The organism is Janthinobacterium rivuli (genome assembly GCF_029690045.1).
Lineage (GTDB): Bacteria > Pseudomonadota > Gammaproteobacteria > Burkholderiales > Burkholderiaceae_D > Janthinobacterium > Janthinobacterium rivuli.
Genome location: NZ_CP121464.1, coordinates 2,779,826 through 2,800,909, shown reverse-complemented (window position 1 = coordinate 2,800,909; position 21,084 = coordinate 2,779,826). Strand labels below are relative to the sequence as shown.

The following is a 21,084-nucleotide window of genomic DNA, read 5'->3' as shown; positions in this document are numbered from 1 at the left end:
ACCCTTGCGGTGGCTTCTTTTTTTGCTGAAACTGAATCCGGACGCCCCGCCCCCGCGTACATGGCTATGCCATGACCGAACGACGTTACCACGCGGAAAGGAATCGCCATGCAGCACTACAGCAAAAAGACGGATCCCATGGACCAGCGCCTGTACCTGGCCCAGCGTATCGACCGTGCCGATGCGCGTTTGCAGCGCTTGCACGATGCGGCCGAGCGGCAACGCTGCGCGCAATGGGTCACGGCCTGGGCCGTGGCGGCGGGTGCCGACGCGCCGCGCGGCATGAAGCTGCGCATCCGTGGCGAATTCATCTTGCTGTAGCAAGCAAAAAGCCCCGCCGGGCATGGCGCCGGGCGGGGCTGTTCAGTTCGTACTGCGGCCAGTTGGCCTAGTCGCGGTACTGCTCGGGCGTCGTGTCGCCATCGGCGATTTCATACCACATCGCATTGAGCACGGCGAAGGTCGCCGCCAGCGGAAGACCCAGTATCCAGGCGAAATACCACATAGTTATATCCTTTCGTAAATTCTTAGTAGGCGTGACCGCTGTCGTCTTCGATGGCTTTGCCGTCAACCTTGCCCCACAGCACTTTATACACCCACGTCGTGTAGGCCACGATGAGGGGGATGAAGATAGCCGTGACGACCAGCATGATGAACAGGGTCATGTGGCTGGACGAGGAATCCCACACCGTCAGGCTGGCGCGCGGGTCGATCGACGAAGGCAGGATGAACGGGAACATGGCCGCGCCCACGCCGAGGATGATGCCGGCGATGGCCGCCGCGCTGGCCAGCAAGGCGGGCACTTCGCGGCGCGCGCGCTGGAAGGCGAAAGCCAGCAGCGGGCCAAGCAGACCCAGTGCAGGGGCGATCCAGGTCCACGGATGAGCTGCAAAGTTGAGGAACCAGGCGCCCACGTGCACTTGCGCCGTTTTCAGCATCGGGTTCGACGGACCGTCGACGACGACGGCGCTGGTGACGCGATAGCCATCGACCCACAGCCACAGGGCCACGCCGGCGGCCGCATACAGCACGACCGTGGCGATTGCCGCCACGCTGCCATAGCGGCGTGCCCGTTCGGCCACGGCACCGTCCGTCTTCAGCTGCAGCCAGGTGGCGCCGTGCATCACCAGCATGGCCACCGAGACGAGGCCGCACAGCAGCGCGAACGGGTTGAGCAGCGCAAAGAAGGTGCCGTCATAGAAGATGTGCATGTCCGGCGAGAAACGGAACGGCACGCCTTGCAGCACGTTGCCAATCGCCACGCCGCAGATCAGGGCCGGCACGAAGCCGCCCACGAACAGGGCCGCGTCCCAGCGGGCGCGCCAGCGGGGATCTTCGCGCTTGCTGCGGAATTTGAACGCCACGGGACGCACGATCAGCGCCACCAGGATGACGAACATGGCCAGGTAAAAGCCCGAGAACGAGACGGCGTACAGTTGCGGCCAGGCGGCGAAGATGGCGCCGCCGCCAAGGATCAGCCATACCTGGTTGCCTTCCCACACGGGACCGATACTGTTGATGACGACCCTGCGTTCCAGGTCCGTCTTGCCGACGAAAGGCAGCAAAATACCCGTGCCCAGGTCGAAGCCGTCCGTGATGGCAAAGCCCACCAGCAGGATGCCGATCAGCAGCCACCAGATCAGGCGCAGGGTTTCATACGAAATCATTTCATGCAAAATCATGGTCTGGCCCTCCTCAGGCGCGTTGAGTATGAATGGCTGCGGCCGCAGGCGCGGGGGCCGGCGCCTTCTCTTCCGGCCCCTTGCGGATGGCCTTGAGCATGAGCTTCATTTCGATAATCAGCAGCACGGTGTAGATGGCGGCAAAGCCGGCAATCGTGATCAACAGGGTCGAAGCGCCCAGGTTGGAGACGGCCACGGCCGTTGGCAGCACGCCTTCGATGACCCATGGCTGGCGGCCCACTTCGGCCACGATCCAGCCCGCCTCAATGGCCACCCACGGCAGCGGAATGGCGAACACGGCCAGCTTCAGCAGCCAGCGGTGCTTGTCCAGGGTGCGGCGCGTCGACAGCACGAAGAACGTGCCAGTCAGCAAGATAAAGAACATGCCCAGGCCCACCATCACGCGGAAGGACCAGAACAAGGGCCCCACGGGCGGCACGGTATCGAGCGCGGCCTTGCGTATCTGCTCGGGCGTGGCCTGGCGCGGATCGTCGACATAGCGTTTCAGCAGCAAGGCATAGCCCATGGACTGGCCTTTCGACTCGAACACGTCCTTCGCGTCCTGCGGCACGGGGGCGCCTGGCGCCACGCCGCGGATGGTTTGCAGCGCGTCATACGCCTTGATGCCATCCTTGATCAGCAGTTCACCACGGTCGACCAGCTGCTCGATGCCGGGGATTTCCGTCGACAGTGAACGCGTGCCGATCAAGCCCATCACCATCGGGATGTGGACGGCGTAATGCGTCTCGCGCGCTTTCGCGTCAGGGAAGCCGATGGCCGTGAAGGCGGCCGGGGCCGGCTCCGTGGTCCACATGGCCTCGATGGCGGCCAGCTTCATCTTCTGATGTTCGGACGACAGGTAGCCGCTTTCATCACCGAGCACCACCACCGACAAGGTGGCGGCCAGGCCGAACGAGGCGGCCACCGTCATCGAGCGCTTGGCCAGCTGCACGTGGCGGCCCTTCAGCAGATACCAGGCGGAAATACCGAGCACGAAGATGGCCGCGGCCGTATAGCCAGCCGACACCGTGTGCACGAATTTCGCCTGCGCCACCGGATTCGTCAGTACGGCGCCGAAGTCCGTCACTTCCATGCGCATGGTTTGCGGATTGAAGGCCGCGCCGACGGGATTTTGCATCCAGCCGTTGGCGATCAAAATCCACAGGGCCGAGAAGTTCGAACCGATGGCCACCAGCCAGGTCGTGACCAGGTGGCCCCGCTTCGACAGCTTGTCCCAGCCGAAGAAGAACAGGCCGACAAAGGTCGCTTCCAGGAAGAAGGCCATCAAGCCCTCGATGGCCAGCGGCGCGCCGAAAATGTCGCCCACATAATGGCTGTAATAGCTCCAGTTCATGCCGAACTGAAATTCCATGACGATGCCCGTCGCCACGCCCATGGCGAAGTTGATGCCGAACAAGACGCCCCAGAACTTGGTCATGTCACGCCAGATGGGGCGGTTCGTCATCACGTAAACCGTCTCCATGATGGCGAGGATCACTGACAGGCCTATCGTCAGCGGAACAAATATAAAGTGGTACAGAGCTGTCAGCGCGAACTGCAGTCTGGATAAAGCGACAATATCGAAGTCCATATGATTTCCTTGGTGTTTCCCTACTGTGTGTAAATTTGCTACCGTTCAAATACTGACCGCTTGCCCGTCAGTCCCCCCGCAAGCCCGCCATGGCTGCCTCAAAGGCTGGCGTGCCACGGCGCGCATCGCCCACGATGCGGCCATCGCGCAGGCTGACCAGCCGGTCCGCCTGCGCCGCTTCGCGCCGCAAGTGGGTGGCGATCAGCAAAGTACGTCCTTCGCTGCGCGCCCCCAAGCGCTGCAAGACATCGATCGCCGTCTGCGCATTAAGCGCTTCCGTCGCTTCGTCCAGCAGCCACAAGGTCGATTCGTGCAGGAACAGCCGCGCCAGCGCCAATCGCCGCGCCTGGCCGCCTGACAAGCCCAGGCCGCCCTCGCCCAGCTTGGTGTCCAGGCCGTCCGCGAAGGACCGCACCTCGTCGTCCAGACCGGCTGCCTGCAGCGCCGCCCACAGCTGCGCATCGCTGGCGCACGGGTCGGCCAGGCGCAGGTTGTCGCGCAAGCTGTCCTGGAACAATTCCGTCTTCTGCGTGAACAGGCAGGCGCGTCCCGCGTGGACACTGCCCGACAGCGGCGCCAGCTCGCGCGCGGCCAGGGCCAGCAAGGTGGACTTGCCCGCGCCGCTGGGGCCGATCAAGGCCACGCGCTCGCCATCGGCGATGTGCAGCGATACGTCGTGCAAGATGGCAACGTGGCTGCCCGCATGCGCGGCGCTCACGTGTTCCAGGCGCAAGCCCGGCGCGGCATCGACGGGCGGCGTCACCACGTCGTCTCCTTCCAGGCGCGGCGCCAGGCGGCGTATGGCCAGCAGCATGCGGCCCGCTTCCAGCGCGCCGCGGCGCAGTCCCGCGAACGGTTCCACGGCCGTCAGGGCGATCAACAGGGCCAGGGCCGCCAGCGGCACACTCATCGTTTGCTGCTGCACCAGCGCGGCCACGGCCAGCAACACGCCAGCCAGGGTCGCGCTGCCCGCCACGCCATACGCGGCGCCGGCGGCAGTTTCCAGGCGCAACAGGGCGAAATCGGCTTGCGCCAGCGACCGGTCGATCTGCCCCAGCGCCGCGCACTGGGCGTCGATGCGGCCCGCCATCACGAGATCCGTCTGGCCCGCCATCAGGTCGATGGTGCCGGAGCGCAATTTTTCGATGGCGCGTGTACGCACGATGGCGGGACGGCGGGCGCGTTGCGCCACCATCCAGCTGATGCCGCCGCCGGCGGCCAGCAGCCACACGGCCAGGCCCAGGCCCAGCTGCCACTGCATCACGCCCAGCGCCACGCCGGCCAGCAAGGCTACGCACAAGGCCGTGAAAGCAGGCACCAGCAGGCGCAAATACAGCGATTCGAGCGCGTCGATATCGGCCGTCAGGCGGAACAGCAGCTTGGCGGGCTGGCGCAGCAAGCGGCTGGCCGCTTCCGGGCGCGACCAGCCACGGAACAGCCGCACGCGGATGCTGGCCAGCGCGGCGAACGTGGCGTCGTGCGTGACGAGCCGTTCCGCATAGCGCGAACCCGTGCGGCCGATGGCCAGCAGGCGGATACCGGCCGATGGACCGAAGACGTCGAACAGGATCGCCGTCGACGCGTGCAGGCCGGCAATCGAGGTGGCCGTGATAAACCAGCCGGACAAGCCCAATAAGGCCATGCCGGACACCGCCGTCAGGGCCGCCAGCAAGGCGCCGCCGATCAGCTTGCCGGGCTGGGCCAGCAGCAATTGCCGCAGCACGGGATTGAGCATCATTGAATTTTTCATGCCTGCCGCTCCTGCGCCGATACCCGGGCATCGACCTGCACCGTGCGCTGCAGGCGGCCAGCCAGCACGGGGTCGTGCGTGGCGACGATCATCGTCTTGCCTTGCGCCAGTGCCAGCAAGGCGTCCGTGACGCGCGCCGCCGTTTCGCTGTCCAGGTGCGCCGTCGGTTCATCGACCAGCAGCAAGTCGGCATGCGGATGCAGGGCCACGCGGGCCAGCGCCAGACGCACGGCTTCGCCGCCGGACAAGCCCTGGCCGCCATCGCTGAGCATGACGGCCGGCTGCGCCTGCGCCACGGCAGCCAGGTCGGCCAGGTGCAGCGCCTGCGTCACTTGCGCGGCGCTGGCGCCCGTGCGGCCCAGGGTCACATTCTGGCTGACGGAGGCGGCAAACACGTGCGGGCGCTGGCCCATCCAGGCCATGCGCTGGCGCAAGGTATTGACGGTACTGTCGGTCAGGCGCACGCCGCCGATGCGGATGTCTCCGCCGCTGGCGGGCAGCAAGCCGGCCAGCAGCGACAGCAAGGTGGTCTTGCCGGCGCCGCTGGCGCCCAGCAGGGCCACGTGCTCGCCAGCGCGCACGCTCAAGTCAAAGTGGTCGAATACGGGCGCTTCGCCAGGGTGGGCAAAACGCAGTTGATGGATGTCGATAGCGGGCGGCGGCGCCACGGCCATGGCGGCAGCGGAGACGGCAGCCACTTCCACGCCAGCCCCAGGCAGCGGCACGCCGTCGGCCGCCAGGTCGTGCAGGCCGGCCAGGCCCGCTTCGCCGGCCGCCTTGTCGTGCCAGACGGCGGCCAGTTCGCGCAAGGGTTCGAAAAACGCGGGCGCCAGCAACAGGATGAACAGGCCCTGCCCCAAGGTCAGCTCGCGGCCCCAGGTGCCGAAATTGATGCTGCCCAAGAGGGAGAAACCGATGAAGGCCGCCACCATGGCGACACCGAGCGCGGAAAACAGTTCCAGCACGGCCGACGACAAAAAGGCGATGCGCAGCACCACCATCGTGCGCCGGCGCACGGATTGCGACGAGGCGTCGAGCCGTTCGGCCGTGGCATCGACGGCGTCGAGCGCGCGCAGGGTGGCCAGGCCGCGCAGGCGGTCCAATAGAAAGGCGTTCATGCTGCCCATTTCCACCATTTGTGCGCGGCTGGCCGCTTGCGCGCCCATGCCGACCAGGGCCATGAAGACGGGAATCAACGGCGCGGCGATGAGCAGGATCAAGGCGGCGATCCACGACAGCGGCGTCACCACGGCGAGGATCACGACCGGCACCAGCATGACTTTCCAGCGCGCGGGCTTGTAGCGCACCAGGTAGGGCACGATGGCTTCGGCCTGTTCGGCGATGACGCTGGCCGCCTGGCCCGACTGCGCACGCTGGCGGTCCAGCGGCGAACGGCGCGCCAGCGCTTGCGCCACTTGTGCGCGCAAGGTGGACAGGTGCACGCGCGCCGCCGCATACATGCGCCGCGCGCCCCACGCTTCGCAGCCGGCCCGCAGCACGCCCAGCAGCAGCACGCCAGCGGCAGGCAGCAAGGCAGCGCGCCACGCTGCACCGTCCAGCATGGCTTGCACGGCCCAGGCCAGCAAGGCCGCTTGGGGCAGCCACAGCAAGGCGGCGCCGCCCTGCGCCAGGCTGGCGGCACGGGGAAGAATAAAGCGGGGCAAGGACAGTGGCGTAGTCGGCATCTCTATACTTTTTGAGTTTTCAGAATTTTCTGTAAATTCGATATTTTGTATAATACTGCGAAACATGACATATATCAATTGACCCTGCGGGTGTGGCGTGAAAAAATTCAGATAATTATGAAAACTCAACATATCCAAATGACGCCGCTGATCCTGACCTTCGTCAGCCATTTCGGCGAGATGGGCAGCCGCTGGGGCTTTAACCGCACAGTGGGGCAAGTGTACGCCTTGTTGTTTGTCGCGGAGCATCCTTTACACGCGGATGAAATCGCGGAACACCTGAGTTTTTCGCGCTCGAACGTGAGCATCGGCCTGAAGGAATTGCAGGGCTGGGGCTTGATCCGCCAGTCGCGCATCCCCGGCGACCGGCGCGAGTATTTTTCCTCGCTGGGCGATGTGTGGCAAATCTTCCGCGTGGTGGCCGCCGAACGCCGCCGCCGCGAAGTGGCGCCCACCTTGACGGTGCTGCGCGAATCGCTGCTGGCGCCGGCCACGGAACCCGTCGACCAGTATGCGCAGGAGCGCATGCGCGAAATGTATGAATTGGTCGACTTGGCCAACACCTGGTTCGACGACTTGCAGCGCCTGTCGCCCGAATCGATGGCGCAGCTGATGAAAATGGGCGCCAAGGTGCAAAAACTGCTCAACGCCAAGGATCGCCTGTTTGGCAAGAGCCCCGACGACGGCGATAAATAAGCGCGGCGTTTACAGCGCGCATACGCGCCGCGCCTGACTCTTTACACTGTCTTTATGCCCCTCTCGCTATGCTGGCTGGCACCACCCTTGCGAAGGAGTCCTCATGCATGAATCCCCGTTCCAGCCACGCGCGCGCAATGTGCTGCGCCAGCATTTGCCCGTGCGCGAACGGCTGCGCCTGGCGCGCGTGACCAGCAAGAAAGTGCTATCGCTGTGCTCGGCCCTGCTGTGCGCGGCGCCGCTGCTGTATTTGCTGAGCGTGGTGCTGTGCGCGCAGCCCTGAAGCGGTGCGCGGAAACTGAATGAGGGAAAAAGATGCGGTGCGGTGAGTTGAGGCAGCTTGCCGCCGCATGATTGTGGCCAGTATGAAACTGGTCCGCCCAGAGGGAATCGAACCCCCATTCACGGTTTAGAAGACCGTTGTCCTATCCGTTGAACGATGGGCGGAGAGGTGCAGTATTTTAGTCCATGCGCGCCAGCAATGAAATGCTGGCGCGGAATAGAAAACGGGCTGTCATTTCTGACAGCCCGCTTATGACTTTGGTCGGAGTACAAGGATTCGAACCTTGGACCCCCTGGTCCCAAACCAGGTGCGCTACCGGGCTGCGCCACACTCCGAAGACAAGATAATAACGCCCCCACCCAATTTCGTCAATTGCCATAGACGAATTAGATGGAAATAACTATCGACGCCTGCCTTTACACAGCCACTTTATCGGCGATGCGGCGCGCCATGCTTTCAGCGTTCGCTTTATCCTTCGCTTCCACCATCACGCGGATCAGCGGTTCCGTGCCCGAAGCGCGGATCAGCACGCGGCCCGTGTCACCCAGCTCGGCCTCGACCAGTTCTTTCTCGGCCACCATGGCGGCATTTTTCTGCCAGTCGAAACCGGGCGCCACGCGCAGGTTGATCAGGGTTTGCGGGAACAGCACCAGTTCGGCCAGGCATTGCTGCAGGCTCTGTCCGCTGCGCTTGAGCGCGGACAATACTTGCAGCGCGGAGACGATGCCGTCACCCGTCGTGTGCTTGTCCAGGCACAGCAAATGGCCGGAGCCTTCGCCGCCCAGTATCCAGCCCTTTTCCTTCATGACTTCCAGCACGTAGCGGTCGCCCACCTTGGCGCGCGCAAAGCCGATGCCCTGCTGCTTGAACAGCACTTCCAGCGCCATGTTGGTCATCAAGGTGCCGACGGCACCGGCCACGGGGCCTGTTGCCAGGCGGTCCTTGACCATGACGTACAACAGTTCGTCGCCGTTATACAGGCGGCCCGTGGCGTCGCACATGATCAGGCGGTCGGCGTCGCCATCGAGGGCGATGCCCAGGTCCGCGCCGTGCTCGACGACGGCTTCGGCCATGGCCTTGGTTGCCGTGGCGCCGAAGCCCGCATTGATGTTGAAACCGTCGGGCTTGTTGCCGATGGCGATGACTTCCGCGCCCAGCTCATGGAACACGTGCGGCGCGATATGGTAGGCGGCGCCGTGTGCGCAATCGACGACGATCTTCAGGCCGCGCAGATCCAGCTCGTTCGGGAAGGTGCCCTTGCAAAATTCGATGTAGCGGCCCTGGGCATCGTCCAGGCGCTTGGCGCGGCCCAGCTTTTCAGATGGCACGCAGGCCATCGGTTCGTCGAGCGCCGCTTCGATTTCCAGCTCCACGCTGTCGGGCAGCTTGGTGCCCTGGCCGGAAAAGAACTTGATGCCATTGTCATGGTAGGGATTGTGCGAGGCGGAAATGACGACGCCAGCCGACAGGCGCAACGCCCGCGTCAGGTAGGCGATGGCCGGCGTCGGCATGGGGCCGGCCAGCATCACGTCCACGCCAGCGGCCGACAGGCCCGCTTCCAGCGCCGCTTCCAGCATGTAGCCGGAAATGCGCGTGTCCTTGCCGATCAGCACCGTCGGGCGGGTCTTGCCGCCTTGCGACTTGGCCAGCACCTTGCCGGCCGCATAGCCGAGGCGCATGACGAAATCGGGGGTAATCGGAGCCGTGCCCACCAGGCCACGAATGCCATCGGTACCAAAATATTTACGCGTCATAGTATTTCTCTTTTTGTTGTTTATGATAAATCTTACAGGCTCAGTGTGCCATGCGCCAGACCTTCAGTGCATCGACGGTTTCAGCTACATCATGCACACGGATAATTTCCGCACCTTGCGCTACCGCAGCAAGCGCACCGGCAACACTGCCGGCCAGGCGCTGCTCGACGGGACGTCCCGTGACGGCGCCGATCATCGATTTGCGCGACAGGCCGGCCAGCACCGGCAGGTCCAGCTCGCTGCGCAGCTGGCGCGTGGCGCGCAGCAAGGCATAGTTCTGCTCCACCGTCTTGCCAAAACCGAAACCGGGGTCAATGCACAGGCGTTCGCGGGCGATGCCGGCCGCCGTCATCGTGTCGATGCGTTCGCGCAAGAAGTCGATGACTTCGCGCACCACATCCTCGTACTGCGGCTGGGCTTGCATGGTTTCTGGCATGTTCTGCATGTGCATGATGCACAGCGCACAATCGCTGTCCCGCACGGCGTCGATGGCGCCTGGCGCGCGGAAACCGTTGATATCGTTGATCATGTCGGCACCCGCCAGGATGGCTTCGCGCATCACTTCGGGTTTATAGGTGTCGACGGACAGCGGCTTGCCGCAATCGCGCAAGGCGTACAGCACCGGCATGACGCGCTGCAACTCGCCCTGCAGCGGCAGCGGCGGCGCGCCGGGACGGCTCGATTCGCCGCCGATGTCGATGATGTCGACGCCGTCAACCATCATCTGCTCGGCGCGCGAGATGGCAAACTCCAGGTGTTGATACTGGCCCGCATCGGAAAACGAGTCAGGCGTGATGTTCAGGATGCCCATCACCAGCGCCTGCGTGCCGGACAGGTTGAAGCCGAAACGGCCGAATTGCAAATAGTGTCGCATGTGAATCTTTGTAGTCGTCAGGAAAAAACTGCCGCGGCAACGAAAAAGGGCAAGGATTGCTCCTTACCCTCGTTCTTGCCATACCCTTGCGCGCCGCCGGTCAGGGCGGCCGTTATCAGGCTGGTGCCGTCACGTTAGGCGAGATGCCGCCCGTGCCGCTGTCGCCCGCATTGCGGCGTGGCGGGATGACTTTCGGTGGACGCGGCTCCAGGCCGGCCATGATGTCATTGATTTGCTCTGCATCAATGGTTTCCCATTCCAGCAAGGCTTTGGTCATCATTTCGACCTTGTCTCGGTTGCCTTCCAGCAAGGTGCGCGCCAAAGCATATTGCTTGTCGAGAATGTTGCGGATTTCAGCATCGACCTTTTGCTGGGTCGCTTCCGAGATCGTCTTGGTGGCGCCACCGAAGAAACCTTCGTTTTCGCTGTCTTCGTAGACCATCACGCCCATGCTGTCGGACATGCCGAAACGGGTCACCATGGAACGGGCCAGCTTGGTGGCGCGCGAGAAGTCGTTCGACGCGCCCGTGGACATTTGTCCCACGAAAATCTCTTCGGCGATACGGCCACCGAACAGGATGGAAATTTCTTCCAGCATCTTGTCCTTGTAGGCGGACAAGTTGTCGTGTTCCGGCAGCTGCCAGGTCAGGCCCAGGGCCCAGCCGCGCGGCATGATCGTCACTTTATGCACGGGATCAGCCTTCGGCAGCAGCTTGGCGACGACGGCGTGACCGGACTCATGGTAAGCCGTATTGCGACGCTCTTCCTCGCGGATGATCATCGATTTACGCTCAGGACCCATGTAGATCTTGTCTTTCGCGTCTTCGAAGTCGGCCATTTCCACCAGACGCTTGCTGCGGCGTGCCGCGAACAGGGCTGCCTCGTTGACCAGGTTGGCCAGGTCCGCGCCCGAGAAACCAGGGGTGCCGCGGGCCAGGATATCGGCTTTCACGTCGGTACCGATAGGCACTTTGCGCATGTGCACGTTCAAGATCTGTTCGCGGCCGCGGATATCGGGCAAGCCGACGGACACCTGGCGGTCGAAACGGCCTGGACGCAGCAAAGCTTTGTCGAGCACGTCGGCGCGGTTGGTGGCGGCCACGACGATCACGCCGGAGTTCGCTTCAAAACCGTCCATCTCGACCAGCAACTGGTTCAAGGTCTGTTCGCGCTCGTCATTGCCGCCGCCCATGCCGGCACCACGGTGACGGCCGACAGCGTCGATCTCATCGATGAAGATGATGCACGGCGAATGTTTTTTCGCGTTTTCAAACATGTCGCGCACACGGCTGGCGCCCACGCCGACGAACATTTCCACGAAGTCAGAACCGGAAATCGAGAAGAACGGCACCTTGGCTTCACCGGCAATGGCGCGCGCCAGCAGGGTTTTACCCGTGCCCGGAGGACCAACCATCAGCACGCCGCGAGGAATGCGGCCGCCCAGTTTCTGGAACTTGCTCGGATCCTTGAGGAAGTCGACCACTTCGTTGACTTCTTCTTTCGCTTCGTCGCAACCGGCGACATCGGCGAAGGTGACGGTGTTGCTGGCTTCATCCATCATGCGCGCCTTCGACTTGCCGAACGAGAATGCCCCGCCCTTGCCGCCGCCTTGCATCTGACGCATGAAGAAGACCCAGACGCCGATTAACAGCAGCATGGGGAACCAGGAAACAAAAATAGTTTGCAGGAAAGACGCTTCCTCAGGCGGACGCACATCGAAATGCACGCCATTGTCGCGCAGGTCGCCGATCAGGCCCTTGTCGAGGCTGGTGGCGGTGGTACGCACCTTGGTGTCGTCCATCAGCTTGGCGGTGATCGACGAACCTTCGATCACGACATCCTTGACGCGCTTGGCTTTGACTTCATCCAGCAAATCGGAATAAGCGATGGCCTTGCTGCCGCCTGTGGCGCCATGACTGTCGAATTGCTTGAACAGCATGAACAACAGCAGCAATACGACTACCCAGATGGCAGATTTGGAAAACATGTTATTCACGAAGACTCCTTGGATGCAGTGCGCATCTCTTTACCTATAGCTAGAAACACGATTTTACTCGCAATAAGCGGGCCGTGCCAAAGCCCGCCGATCCGTGCGCGCGAAAAAATCGCGTTCACGCAAAAAAATGCAGTATAAACAATTTAGGCTTTTATGCCATCAGACGCTACTGCACTTCTCGTTCCCATGTGCGGATTCCCGCTTAAATATCAAGGGCGGAATCATCTTCTTCCACGGCATTTTTCAGCGGATTCTTGATTCCACGGCCCATCAGGAAGATTTCCGACGATTTATCGCGGCTGGCCTTCGGCTTTTTCTGCACCACGACCTTGAATTCAGCGCGGAATTTCTCCACGATCTGGCTGAAACCCATGTCTTTGAAGCATTTCACCAGCAGCACGCCAGACGGCTTCAGGTGCAATTGCGAAAATTCGATGGCCAGGTCAATCAAGTGTTCCATGCGCGCGGCGTCCGCCGTGGCGATGCCCGACAGGTTGGGTGCCATGTCCGACAGGACCAGGTCGACCTTGCGGCCCTGCAACACCACTTCCAGCTGGCGCAGCACGCGCGCTTCGCGGAAGTCGCCCTGGATGAAGTGGAAATCGGCGATGGGCTCCATTTCCAGCATGTCCAGGCCAATCAGGGTACCATTGACCCCGCCGCCGTCCTTGCCGGCCAGCTTGCGCCGCGTGTACTGGGCCCAGCTGCCGGGAGTGCAACCAAGGTCGACAATCACCTGGCCAGGTTTGATCAGTTTTTCGTCTTCATCGATTTCTTTGAGCTTGTATGCTGCCCGGGCGCGGTAGCCCTCTTTTTGCGCCAACTTCACATAAGGATCATTTATGTGGTCGTGCAACCAGTTTTTGTTTAATTTCTTCTTTGCCATTCGCGTAGAATACTGCTTTTAAGGGAATTACTAAATATTATTATGCTAAAACTTACACCCGTAGAGCGCAGCGCACTGCGCGCCGAAGCACACGCGCTGAAGCCTATCGTCATTATTGGCGAAGCGGGCTTGACACCTGCTGTCCTCAAAGAGATCGACCTTGGCCTGGATTCGCACGGTCTGATTAAAGTCCGCGTGTTCGGCGACGACCGCGAAGCCCGCGTCGGAATGTACGATACGATTTGCGGCAATCTCGGCGCCGCCCCGGTACAACATATTGGCAAACTGCTGGTAATCTACCGTCCGAAAAAAGAAGTGGTTAAGGAGAAGGTCAGCGCCGGCAAAGGCATGCGCGAAGTGACCATCGTCAAGGCCAGCGCCAGCGGCACCAAGCGCCCGAGCGTGACGAAAGTCATGATCAAGGGCAATGAGCGCGTTACCGAAGGCGGTTCCATCAAGCGTGCCAAGCCACGTCAGAAAAGCGCCAAGAAAAGCGCACTGGGCAGCAAGTAAGCCTGTCGTTCAGCAGCCGCAAGGCTGTTGAAACAAGAAGCGGAGCACGGGATCTTCCCTGCTCCGCTTTTTTATTACCATAAACCCAACAGCAAAGGCTGGGGTCAGACCCTGAGGGTCTGACCCCGGTTTTTTTGCTTCTCGGGTTAAAACAATTATTGCTGTTTCCAGATCAACACGCCCGCCAGCAAGCTTTGCACGGCAAAGATCACGGTCGACACGCCATGCAGCATGCCGAAGCGGCTGCGCATGGCTTCGTCCATGATGCCCGACGGGGCTTGCGCCTTGAGTTCGGCCATCAGCGGCGAAATGCCGAAATGGCTGAGCAGCGCGCACACCAGCATCGACAGCACCAGCGCGCCCAGCAGGCGCCGGCGCTTGAGTTCCAGCGCGCCGGGCGCCCATTGCAGCAAGGCCAGCAGTACCACAGCGCAGGCGATGGACAGCCAGGCTTCGGCGCGGAACATGCTGCCGGCGATATTGCCCGCCAGCACTCTGTCGCTCAGGGTGCCGAACAGGGTCGGCGCCACGATGAAGCCGATGGTCCACAGGCTGCCGGCCCACAGGGTGGCAACGAGGATGCGCACGCGGGCGAGCATCAGATGTACAGTACTTCCAGGATTTCGTATTCGCGCGGGCCGGACGGCGCCTGCACTTCCACCACGTCGCCGGCATACTTGCCGATCAACGCGCGGGCGATCGGGGACGTCACGGAAACCTTGTTCTTTTTCAGGTCGGCTTCATCGAGGCCGACGATCTGGTACGTGACTTTCTGGCCCGATTCCAGGTCTTCCAGGTTCACCGTCGAGGCAAACACCACGCGGCCTTCCGCGTCGAGCGCGGTCGGGTCGATGATTTGCGCCGCACCCAGTTTGCCTTCGAGCTCGGCGATGCGGCCTTCGACGAAGGCCTGGCGTTCCTTGGCGGCATCGTACTCGGCGTTTTCCGACAAATCTCCGTGCGAACGCGCTTCGGCGATCGCATCGATGACGATGCGGCGTTCCTTGGTCTTCAAATGATGCAGCTCTTCCTTCAGAAGTTCTGCGCCGTATTTGGTCAATGGGACTGAGGTCATGTTATCTCTACTATCTGCTAGTTATCGGCGCCGTTGCAGTGTGTTGCCACGTTTAACGGCCTTACCAAGTGAAAACCACAGAGGCCGCGCGCTGCTCTGCACGGAACTCTGTGGTTGATAAGCATGCAGTGTACCGCCTAACGGCGGTCACTGCAAATGGCGCGCGGACTACGCTTGCTGCAGGGTCTTGTGCAGGCCTTGCAAATCGTACACACGCAGCTCATCGAGGTGGCGGATGCCTTCGACGGCCGCTTCCGCGCCGGCGATGGTGGTGTAGGTCGTCACGCGCGACGCCAGGGCCGACGTGCGGATGGCCCGCGAATCGACGATGGCGCTGCGCTTTTCTTCCACGGTGTTGATCACCAGCACGATTTCATGGTTCTTGATCATGTCGACCACGTGCGGACGGCCTTCGATCACCTTGTTCACCGGCGTGACGGCGATGCCGGCGGCAGCGATCACGGCGGCGGTACCCTTGGTGGCGACCACGGTGAAACCGGACTCGACCAAATCACGCGCCACTTGCACGGCGCGCGGCTTGTCCGACGCTTTCACGCTGATGAAGACCTTGCCCGATTTTGGCAGGTTCACGCCGGCGCCCAGCTGCGATTTTACAAATGCTTCGCCGAAGGTCAGGCCCACGCCCATGACTTCGCCCGTCGATTTCATTTCAGGGCCGAGGATGGTGTCCACGCCAGGGAACTTGACGAACGGGAACACGGCTTCCTTGACGCTGAAGTATGGCGGCACGACTTCCTGCGTGATGCCTTGCGAGGCCAGCGACTGGCCGACCATGCAGCGCGCGGCAATCTTCGCCAGTTGCAGACCGGTGGCTTTCGAAACGAAAGGCACGGTGCGCGACGCGCGTGGATTGACTTCCAGCACGAAGACGACGTCTTTCATTTCGCCGTCGATCTCTTGCTTCTGGATCGCGAACTGCACGTTCATCAGGCCGACCACATTCAAACCCTTGGCCATCAGCGCCGTCTGGCGTTTCAGTTCATCAATGGTTTCTTGCGACAGCGAGTATGGTGGCAGCGAGCAAGCCGAGTCGCCCGAGTGGACGCCAGCCTGTTCGATGTGTTCCATCACGCCGCCGATGAACGTCGTTTCGCCGTCGGAGATGCAATCGACGTCGCACTCGATGGCGTCGTTCAGGAAGCGGTCCAGCAACACTGGCGAATCGTGCGAGACCTTGACGGCTTCGCGCATGTAGCGCTCGAGGTCGCGTTGCTCGTGGACGATTTCCATGGCGCGGCCGCCCAGCACGTACGATGGACGCACGACCAGCGGGTAGCCGATTTCCTGCGCCAGCGCCAGAGCGTCGGCTTCCGTGCGCGCGGTGCGGTTAGGCGGCTGGCGCAGTTCCAGCTTGTGCAGCATTTGCTGGAAACGCTCGCGGTCTTCGGCCGCGTCGATCATGTCGGGCGAGGTGCCGATAATCGGCACGCCATTCGCTTCCAGGTCCAGCGCCAGTTTCAAAGGCGTCTGGCCGCCGTACTGCACGATCACGCCGACCGGTTTTTCGATGGCGACGATTTCCAGCACGTCTTCCAGGGTCAGCGACTCGAAGTACAGACGGTCGGAAGTGTCGTAGTCTGTCGAAACCGTTTCTGGGTTGCAATTGACCATGATGGTTTCGTAGCCATCTTCGCGCATGGCGAGGGCAGCGTGGACGCAGCAATAGTCAAACTCGATACCCTGGCCGATACGGTTCGGGCCACCGCCCAGCACCATGATCTTTTTCTTGTCGGTCGGATTCGATTCGCACTCTTCGTCGTACGTGGAATACATGTACGCCGTATCGGTCGAAAATTCCGCTGCGCAGGTGTCGACGCGCTTGTAGACGGGACGGATGTTCAGCGCATGGCGCTGCTGGCGCACGGCCGTGTCAGTCGTCTGCAGCAAAAAGCCCAGGCGGCGATCCGAGAAGCCCTTCTGTTTCAACTTGTACAGGGTGTTCTTGTCCAGGTTTTCCAGCTTCTGCGTGTCCAGCCACAGTTCCAGGTCGACGATTTCCTTGATCTGGATCAGGAACCATGGGTCGATCTTGGTCAGGTTGTGCACTTCTTCCAGGGTGAAGCCCTGGGCAAACGCGTCGCCCACGTACCAGATGCGCTCAGGACCAGGCTCGCCCAGTTCTTCTTCGATCTTTTCGCGGTCCTTGGTTTTTTCGTTCATGCCGTCCACGCCCACTTCCAGGCCGCGCAAGGCTTTCTGGAACGATTCCTGGAAGGTACGGCCAATGGCCATCACTTCGCCGACGGATTTCATTTGCGTCGTCAGGTGGTGGTCGGCGGTCGGGAACTTCTCGAACGTGAAACGGGGAATCTTCGTGACGACGTAATCGATCGACGGCTCGAACGAGGCCGGCGTGGCACCGCCCGTGATTTCATTGCGCAGCTCGTCCAGGGTGAAACCGACGGCCAGCTTGGCGGCGATCTTGGCGATCGGGAAGCCCGTCGCTTTCGAGGCCAGGGCCGACGAACGCGACACGCGCGGATTCATCTCGATGACGATCATGCGGCCATCGACAGGATTGATCGAGAATTGCACGTTCGAGCCACCGGTGTCGACGCCGATCTCGCGCAGCACTGCCAGACTGGCATTGCGCATGATCTGGTATTCCTTGTCCGTCAGGGTTTGCGCAGGAGCGACGGTAATCGAGTCGCCCGTGTGCACGCCCATTGGATCGAGGTTTTCGATCGAGCAAATGATGATGCAGTTGTCCGCCTTGTCGCGCACCACTTCCATCTCGTACTCTTTCCAGCCCAGCAACGATTCTTCGATCAGCAACTCTTTCGTCGGCGACGCTTCCAGGCCGCGTTTGCAGATGGTTTCGAATTCTTCTTCGTTGTAGGCGATGCCGCCGCCGGAACCGCCCATGGTGAACGATGGACGGATGATGGTCGGGAAGCCCAGGGTGCGCTGCACGGCCCACGATTCTTCCATCGAGTGCGCCACGCCGGAACGGGCCGAACCGAGGCCGATCTTGGTCATCGCGTCCTTGAACTTGGAACGGTCTTCGGCCTTGTCGATGGCTTCCGGCGACGCGCCGATCAGCTCGACGTTGTATTTTTCCAGCACGCCATTGTTGAACAGGTCCAGCGCGCAGTTCAGCGCCGTCTGGCCACCCATCGTCGGCAGGATCGCGTCAGGACGCTCCTTGGCGATGATGCGTTCAACGACCGACCAGGTGATCGGTTCGATATAGGTCACGTCGGCCATTTCCGGGTCCGTCATGATGGTCGCAGGATTGCTGTTGACCAGGATGACTTTGTAGCCCTCTTCGCGCAGGGCCTTGCACGCTTGCGCGCCGGAATAATCGAATTCGCAGGCCTGGCCGATCACGATCGGGCCAGCGCCAATAATCAGAATACTTTTAATATCTAAACGTTTAGGCATTTTTCTTTTTCTCCTCCGCAGCCATCAGGTTGATGAAGCGGTCAAACAGGTAAGCAACATCCATCGGGCCCGGCGACGCTTCAGGGTGGCCCTGGAAGCAGAAGGCCGGCTTGTCCGTGCGGGCAAAGCCCTGCAGGGAGCCGTCGAACAGCGATTCATGGGTCACGCGGCAATTCGCGGGCAAAGTTGCCGCGTCGACTGCGAAACCGTGGTTTTGCGAGGTAATCAAGACCTGTTTCGTTTCCAGGTCTTGCACCGGGTGGTTGGCGCCGTGGTGGCCGAACTTCATCTTCAAGGTTTTCGCACCGGAAGCGATCGCCATGATCTGGTGACCGAGGCAGATGCCGAAGGTCGGGATGCCCTTCTCGATCAGTTCCTTGGTCGCCGCGATGGCGTAGTCACATGGTTCCGGGTCGCCAGGGCCGTTCGACAGGAAGATGCCGTCCGGGTTCAACGCCAGGGCGTCGGCGGCGGAAGCTTGCGCCGGCAGCACGGTGACTTTGCAGCCGCGTGCCGTCAGCATGCGCAGGATGTTGCGCTTGACGCCGTAGTCGAAGGCGACCACGTGGTATTTCGCGTCGGCATCGGCCAGCTGGCCGTAGCCTTGGCCCAAGGTCCATTCCGTTTCGCGGTATTCGTAGGCGTCCTTGCTTGAGACTACTTTAGCCAGGTCCATGCCGGCCAGGCCGGGGAAGGAGCGGGCCAGTTCCAGCGCTTGCGCGGCGGATGGCTCGTTGCCTTGTGTGCCGACGAGGATGGCGCCGCCCTGCGCACCTTTTTCACGCAGAATGCGCGTGAGCTTGCGTGTATCGATGCCGGCGATGGCGACGATATTTTCAGCTTTGAGGTAGTCGGACAGGGAGAGGGTGGAACGGAAATTGGATGCCAGCAATGGCAGATCGCGGATGATGAGGCCAGCGGCGTGAACCTTGGAAGATTCGACGTCTTCCGGATTGACGCCCGTATTGCCAATATGCGGATAGGTCAGGGTGACCATCTGGCGGCAATAGCTTGGGTCGGTAAGGATTTCCTGATACCCGGTCATCGAGGTGTTGAAAACAACCTCGCCCGTGGTATGACCGGCGGCACCGATCGAAAAACCTTTAAAGATCGTTCCATCAGCAAGCGCTAATATGGCTGGAACGGCAGGGCCAGAAAAAAATGGCGGCAAGGGCAACTCCTGATAAAGTTACCGTAGCTGCGCCACGTCAGACCGACCGCCTAGTTACCCGAGCCAGATGCACTCAGGGTGTTTCAACGGTCATTTTGAATGAGGGGATGGGTAGTCGCTACGGTATATGTGTGATTGGCTAAACCTTTGAATTATAACCAAAAGGAAGCTTTTCCACAAGGAAGAAAATACAGAAGCCCCGGCATTTTTTTGCGCAGCAGCATAAATCCTGCGCCCCATGAAAAAAGCCGCCCGGCTTGCGCGGGGCGGCTTGCAAAGCAATACCGGTTACTACTTACACTAGCGCCGCAATGCCGGCCTTGGCGATTTGCGCGTCCTCGGCGGATTTCACGCCCGAGACGCCGACGGCGCCCACATAGTGACCGTCAAACACGATGGGCACGCCGCCTTCAAGCAAGCCGTCGATTTCCGGCGCGCTCAGGAACGACACGCGGCCGCCATTGATCATCTCTTCATAGATGCGCGATTCGCGGCGGCCCAGCGCGGCCGTCTTGGCTTTCGATGGGGCGATGTGCGACGAGATCGGCGCCACGCCATCCATGCGCTGCAGCCACAGCAGGTGGCCGCCGTCGTCGACGATGGCGATCGTGACCGCCCAGTTATTCTTGACCGCTTCCGCTTCGGCGGCGGCAGCGATTTTCTTTACGTCGTCCAGGGTCAAAATCGGTTTCGATTGCATGGTGCATCCTTGTTATGTTGAAACAAAATTGTATACGAAATGCGCGGCGGCGCTATCCATCACTGCTCGCGTTTGGCTTTCAGCTTTTGCTTGAGCTGCGCCATCACGGCAAAGGTCGCCTGCTCGCCCGCCAGGATGGCCTGGTTGCGGCTGTTGAAATCGTTGCCCTTCATGGTGCCCAGGCTGGGCTGGATCACCACGTCCGCATCTTTCAGCTCGAACTGGTTGATGCGCTGACCCATGATGGCGAACGTCTGCATCAGCACTTCCATCGAGCTGATGGCCTTCTGGGTATCCGTTTGCGATGAAATATTCACGGCGATGATGAAATCGGCGCCCATGTCGCGCGCAAAGCGCACGGGCACGGGCGCGACGAGGCCGCCATCGACATAAGTGTGGCCCGCAATCGTCACGGGCTGGAACACGCCGGGCACGGCCGACGAGGCGCGCACGGCCATGCCGGTGTTGCCGCGCTGGAACAGGATCGGCTGGCCATTTTTCAGATCGGTCGCCACCACGCCAAACGGTATCTTGAGTTTTTCCAGCGGCACGCCGCCGACAGCCTTGTTGACATAGCTTTGCAGCGCTTCGCCTTTCAGCACGCCGGACGACTTGCCGAACAGGGGCAAGGCCCAGTCGGAAATGGCCGCCTCGTCCATGTCGAACGCCATCTTTTGCAGAGCGAAGCCGGAGTTGCCCGCCGCATACATGGCGCCCACTACGCTGCCGGCGCTGGTGCCCGTGACGATGTCGGCCTGAATGCCTTGCGATTCGAGCGCCTTGATCACGCCGATATGCGCGAAACCGCGCGCCGCGCCGCCGCCCAGCGCCAGGCCGATCTTGATCTTGCGCGGCGTGACGACGGTGGGTTCCGGTGGCGTCAATACTTGTATCGGTTTCGGGGCGGTGGTATCGCAGCCGGCCAGCGCAAAGGCGGCCAGGGCAAGCAGGGTCAGGCGTTTAGGGAACATGGTGGAGAGGGAGAACCGCGCGCGGCAGTGGCAATAAAGGAGAGCCGATTGT

General features: G+C 61.6%; 19 protein-coding genes and 2 tRNA genes. 4 read left to right on the top strand and 17 right to left on the bottom strand.

The genetic code is table 11. The features are described from left to right. Positions 1-108 precede the first annotated feature (108 nt). Positions 109-321: a hypothetical protein gene (locus P9875_RS12890; RefSeq protein WP_278318599.1), complete on the top strand. Its 213-nt coding sequence runs from the start codon at positions 109-111 to the stop codon at positions 319-321. 67 nt (positions 322-388) lie between these two features. Here the strand turns inward: P9875_RS12890 and cydX are convergent, their stop codons facing one another. From cydX to cydD, 5 genes are all read right to left on the bottom strand, one after another. Then, entirely contained in the window at positions 389-505 is a 117-nt protein-coding gene (cydX, locus tag P9875_RS12885) for a cytochrome bd-I oxidase subunit CydX (RefSeq protein WP_034757467.1), read from the bottom strand. Positions 506-527: 22 nt separating this feature from the next. After that, positions 528-1,682: a cytochrome d ubiquinol oxidase subunit II gene (gene cydB, locus P9875_RS12880; protein ID WP_278318598.1), complete on the bottom strand. Its 1,155-nt coding sequence runs from the start codon at positions 1,680-1,682 to the stop codon at positions 528-530. 13 nt (positions 1,683-1,695) lie between these two features. Continuing rightward, the gene (locus tag P9875_RS12875) at positions 1,696-3,273 is read right to left on the bottom strand and encodes a cytochrome ubiquinol oxidase subunit I (protein WP_278318597.1); all 1,578 of its coding nucleotides are present in this window, start codon (positions 3,271-3,273) and stop codon (positions 1,696-1,698) included. A gap of 67 nt (positions 3,274-3,340) precedes the next feature. Next, complete coding sequence (locus P9875_RS12870; protein WP_278318596.1) at positions 3,341-5,023, bottom strand: amino acid ABC transporter ATP-binding/permease protein; 1,683 nt, start codon at positions 5,021-5,023, stop codon at positions 3,341-3,343. Further along, positions 5,020-6,708: a thiol reductant ABC exporter subunit CydD gene (gene cydD, locus P9875_RS12865; RefSeq protein WP_278318595.1), complete on the bottom strand. Its 1,689-nt coding sequence runs from the start codon at positions 6,706-6,708 to the stop codon at positions 5,020-5,022. The genes P9875_RS12870 and cydD overlap by 4 nt, the downstream gene beginning before the upstream one ends. 138 nt (positions 6,709-6,846) lie before the next feature. Here cydD and P9875_RS12860 point away from each other — a divergent pair, with 138 nt between their 5' ends. Both P9875_RS12860 and P9875_RS12855 read left to right on the top strand, forming a co-directional pair. After that, positions 6,847-7,404, top strand: coding sequence for a GbsR/MarR family transcriptional regulator (locus P9875_RS12860; protein ID WP_278318594.1), 558 nt, complete (start codon positions 6,847-6,849; stop codon positions 7,402-7,404). A gap of 103 nt (positions 7,405-7,507) precedes the next feature. Next, positions 7,508-7,687 (top strand): hypothetical protein, encoded by a 180-nt coding sequence (locus P9875_RS12855; protein WP_099402387.1) that lies wholly within the window; start codon positions 7,508-7,510, stop codon positions 7,685-7,687. A gap of 89 nt (positions 7,688-7,776) precedes the next feature. Here P9875_RS12855 and P9875_RS12850 read toward each other — a convergent pair. The 6 genes from P9875_RS12850 to P9875_RS12825 all read right to left on the bottom strand — a co-directional run bounded on the left by P9875_RS12850 (position 7,777) and on the right by P9875_RS12825 (position 13,197). After that, positions 7,777-7,851 (bottom strand) — tRNA-Arg (locus tag P9875_RS12850). 94 nt (positions 7,852-7,945) lie between these two features. Beyond that, positions 7,946-8,022 (bottom strand) — tRNA-Pro (locus P9875_RS12845). 81 nt (positions 8,023-8,103) lie between these two features. Further along, complete coding sequence (gene glmM / locus P9875_RS12840) at positions 8,104-9,441, bottom strand: phosphoglucosamine mutase (RefSeq protein ID WP_278318593.1); 1,338 nt, start codon at positions 9,439-9,441, stop codon at positions 8,104-8,106. Positions 9,442-9,481: 40 nt separating this feature from the next. After that, on the bottom strand, positions 9,482-10,315 hold the full coding sequence (folP, locus tag P9875_RS12835) for a dihydropteroate synthase (protein ID WP_278318592.1): 834 nt from the start codon (positions 10,313-10,315) through the stop codon (positions 9,482-9,484). 115 nt (positions 10,316-10,430) lie between these two features. Next, positions 10,431-12,311 (bottom strand): ATP-dependent zinc metalloprotease FtsH, encoded by a 1,881-nt coding sequence (gene ftsH / locus P9875_RS12830; RefSeq protein WP_035817778.1) that lies wholly within the window; start codon positions 12,309-12,311, stop codon positions 10,431-10,433. 202 nt (positions 12,312-12,513) lie between these two features. Next, positions 12,514-13,197 carry an RlmE family RNA methyltransferase gene (locus tag P9875_RS12825; protein ID WP_034757436.1) on the bottom strand — a complete coding sequence of 228 codons (684 nt, stop codon included), beginning with the start codon at positions 13,195-13,197 and terminating at the stop codon, positions 12,514-12,516. A gap of 42 nt (positions 13,198-13,239) precedes the next feature. Between P9875_RS12825 and P9875_RS12820 the strand changes: the two genes are divergently transcribed. Next, positions 13,240-13,710 (top strand): YhbY family RNA-binding protein, encoded by a 471-nt coding sequence (locus P9875_RS12820; RefSeq protein WP_010397237.1) that lies wholly within the window; start codon positions 13,240-13,242, stop codon positions 13,708-13,710. Positions 13,711-13,865: 155 nt separating this feature from the next. Here P9875_RS12820 and P9875_RS12815 read toward each other — a convergent pair whose 3' ends face one another. The 6 genes from P9875_RS12815 to P9875_RS12790 form a co-directional block, all read right to left on the bottom strand. Then, on the bottom strand, positions 13,866-14,309 hold the full coding sequence (locus P9875_RS12815; RefSeq protein WP_278318591.1) for a DUF4149 domain-containing protein: 444 nt from the start codon (positions 14,307-14,309) through the stop codon (positions 13,866-13,868). Further along, entirely contained in the window at positions 14,309-14,785 is a 477-nt protein-coding gene (gene greA, locus P9875_RS12810; RefSeq protein ID WP_010397233.1) for a transcription elongation factor GreA, read from the bottom strand. Before greA ends, P9875_RS12815 begins: the two co-directional genes overlap by 1 nt. A 168-nt stretch (positions 14,786-14,953) precedes the next feature. Continuing rightward, positions 14,954-18,190: a carbamoyl-phosphate synthase large subunit gene (gene carB, locus P9875_RS12805; protein ID WP_176388330.1), complete on the bottom strand. Its 3,237-nt coding sequence runs from the start codon at positions 18,188-18,190 to the stop codon at positions 14,954-14,956. Continuing rightward, a complete protein-coding gene (gene carA / locus P9875_RS12800; RefSeq protein WP_219311346.1) occupies positions 18,183-19,361 on the bottom strand; it encodes a glutamine-hydrolyzing carbamoyl-phosphate synthase small subunit in 1,179 nt (392 codons plus the stop codon). The genes carB and carA overlap by 8 nt, the downstream gene beginning before the upstream one ends. Positions 19,362-19,656: 295 nt before the next feature. Beyond that, positions 19,657-20,061: a GlcG/HbpS family heme-binding protein gene (locus tag P9875_RS12795; RefSeq protein WP_034757420.1), complete on the bottom strand. Its 405-nt coding sequence runs from the start codon at positions 20,059-20,061 to the stop codon at positions 19,657-19,659. Positions 20,062-20,120: 59 nt separating this feature from the next. Beyond that, entirely contained in the window at positions 20,121-21,032 is a 912-nt protein-coding gene (locus tag P9875_RS12790) for a patatin-like phospholipase family protein (protein WP_099379580.1), read from the bottom strand. Positions 21,033-21,084: the final 52 nt, after the last annotated feature.

Bases quoted from the DNA above. Each gene is read 5' to 3' on its own strand.
- P9875_RS12890 (WP_278318599.1), top strand. From the start codon at position 109: ATGCAGCACTACAGCAAAAAGACGGATCCCATGGACCAGCGCCTGTAC.
- cydX (WP_034757467.1), bottom strand. From the start codon at position 505: ATGTGGTATTTCGCCTGGATACTGGGTCTTCCGCTGGCGGCGACCTTC.
- cydB (WP_278318598.1), bottom strand. From the start codon at position 1,682: ATGATTTTGCATGAAATGATTTCGTATGAAACCCTGCGCCTGATCTGG.
- P9875_RS12875 (WP_278318597.1), bottom strand. From the start codon at position 3,273: ATGGACTTCGATATTGTCGCTTTATCCAGACTGCAGTTCGCGCTGACA.
- P9875_RS12870 (WP_278318596.1), bottom strand. From the start codon at position 5,023: ATGAAAAATTCAATGATGCTCAATCCCGTGCTGCGGCAATTGCTGCTG.
- cydD (WP_278318595.1), bottom strand. From the start codon at position 6,708: ATGCCGACTACGCCACTGTCCTTGCCCCGCTTTATTCTTCCCCGTGCC.
- P9875_RS12860 (WP_278318594.1), top strand. From the start codon at position 6,847: ATGACGCCGCTGATCCTGACCTTCGTCAGCCATTTCGGCGAGATGGGC.
- P9875_RS12855 (WP_099402387.1), top strand. From the start codon at position 7,508: ATGCATGAATCCCCGTTCCAGCCACGCGCGCGCAATGTGCTGCGCCAG.
- glmM (WP_278318593.1), bottom strand. From the start codon at position 9,441: ATGACGCGTAAATATTTTGGTACCGATGGCATTCGTGGCCTGGTGGGC.
- folP (WP_278318592.1), bottom strand. From the start codon at position 10,315: ATGCGACACTATTTGCAATTCGGCCGTTTCGGCTTCAACCTGTCCGGC.
- P9875_RS12825 (WP_034757436.1), bottom strand. From the start codon at position 13,197: ATGGCAAAGAAGAAATTAAACAAAAACTGGTTGCACGACCACATAAAT.
- P9875_RS12820 (WP_010397237.1), top strand. From the start codon at position 13,240: ATGCTAAAACTTACACCCGTAGAGCGCAGCGCACTGCGCGCCGAAGCA.
- P9875_RS12815 (WP_278318591.1), bottom strand. From the start codon at position 14,309: ATGCTCGCCCGCGTGCGCATCCTCGTTGCCACCCTGTGGGCCGGCAGC.
- greA (WP_010397233.1), bottom strand. From the start codon at position 14,785: ATGACCTCAGTCCCATTGACCAAATACGGCGCAGAACTTCTGAAGGAA.
- carB (WP_176388330.1), bottom strand. From the start codon at position 18,190: ATGCCTAAACGTTTAGATATTAAAAGTATTCTGATTATTGGCGCTGGC.
- P9875_RS12795 (WP_034757420.1), bottom strand. From the start codon at position 20,061: ATGCAATCGAAACCGATTTTGACCCTGGACGACGTAAAGAAAATCGCT.
- P9875_RS12790 (WP_099379580.1), bottom strand. From the start codon at position 21,032: ATGTTCCCTAAACGCCTGACCCTGCTTGCCCTGGCCGCCTTTGCGCTG.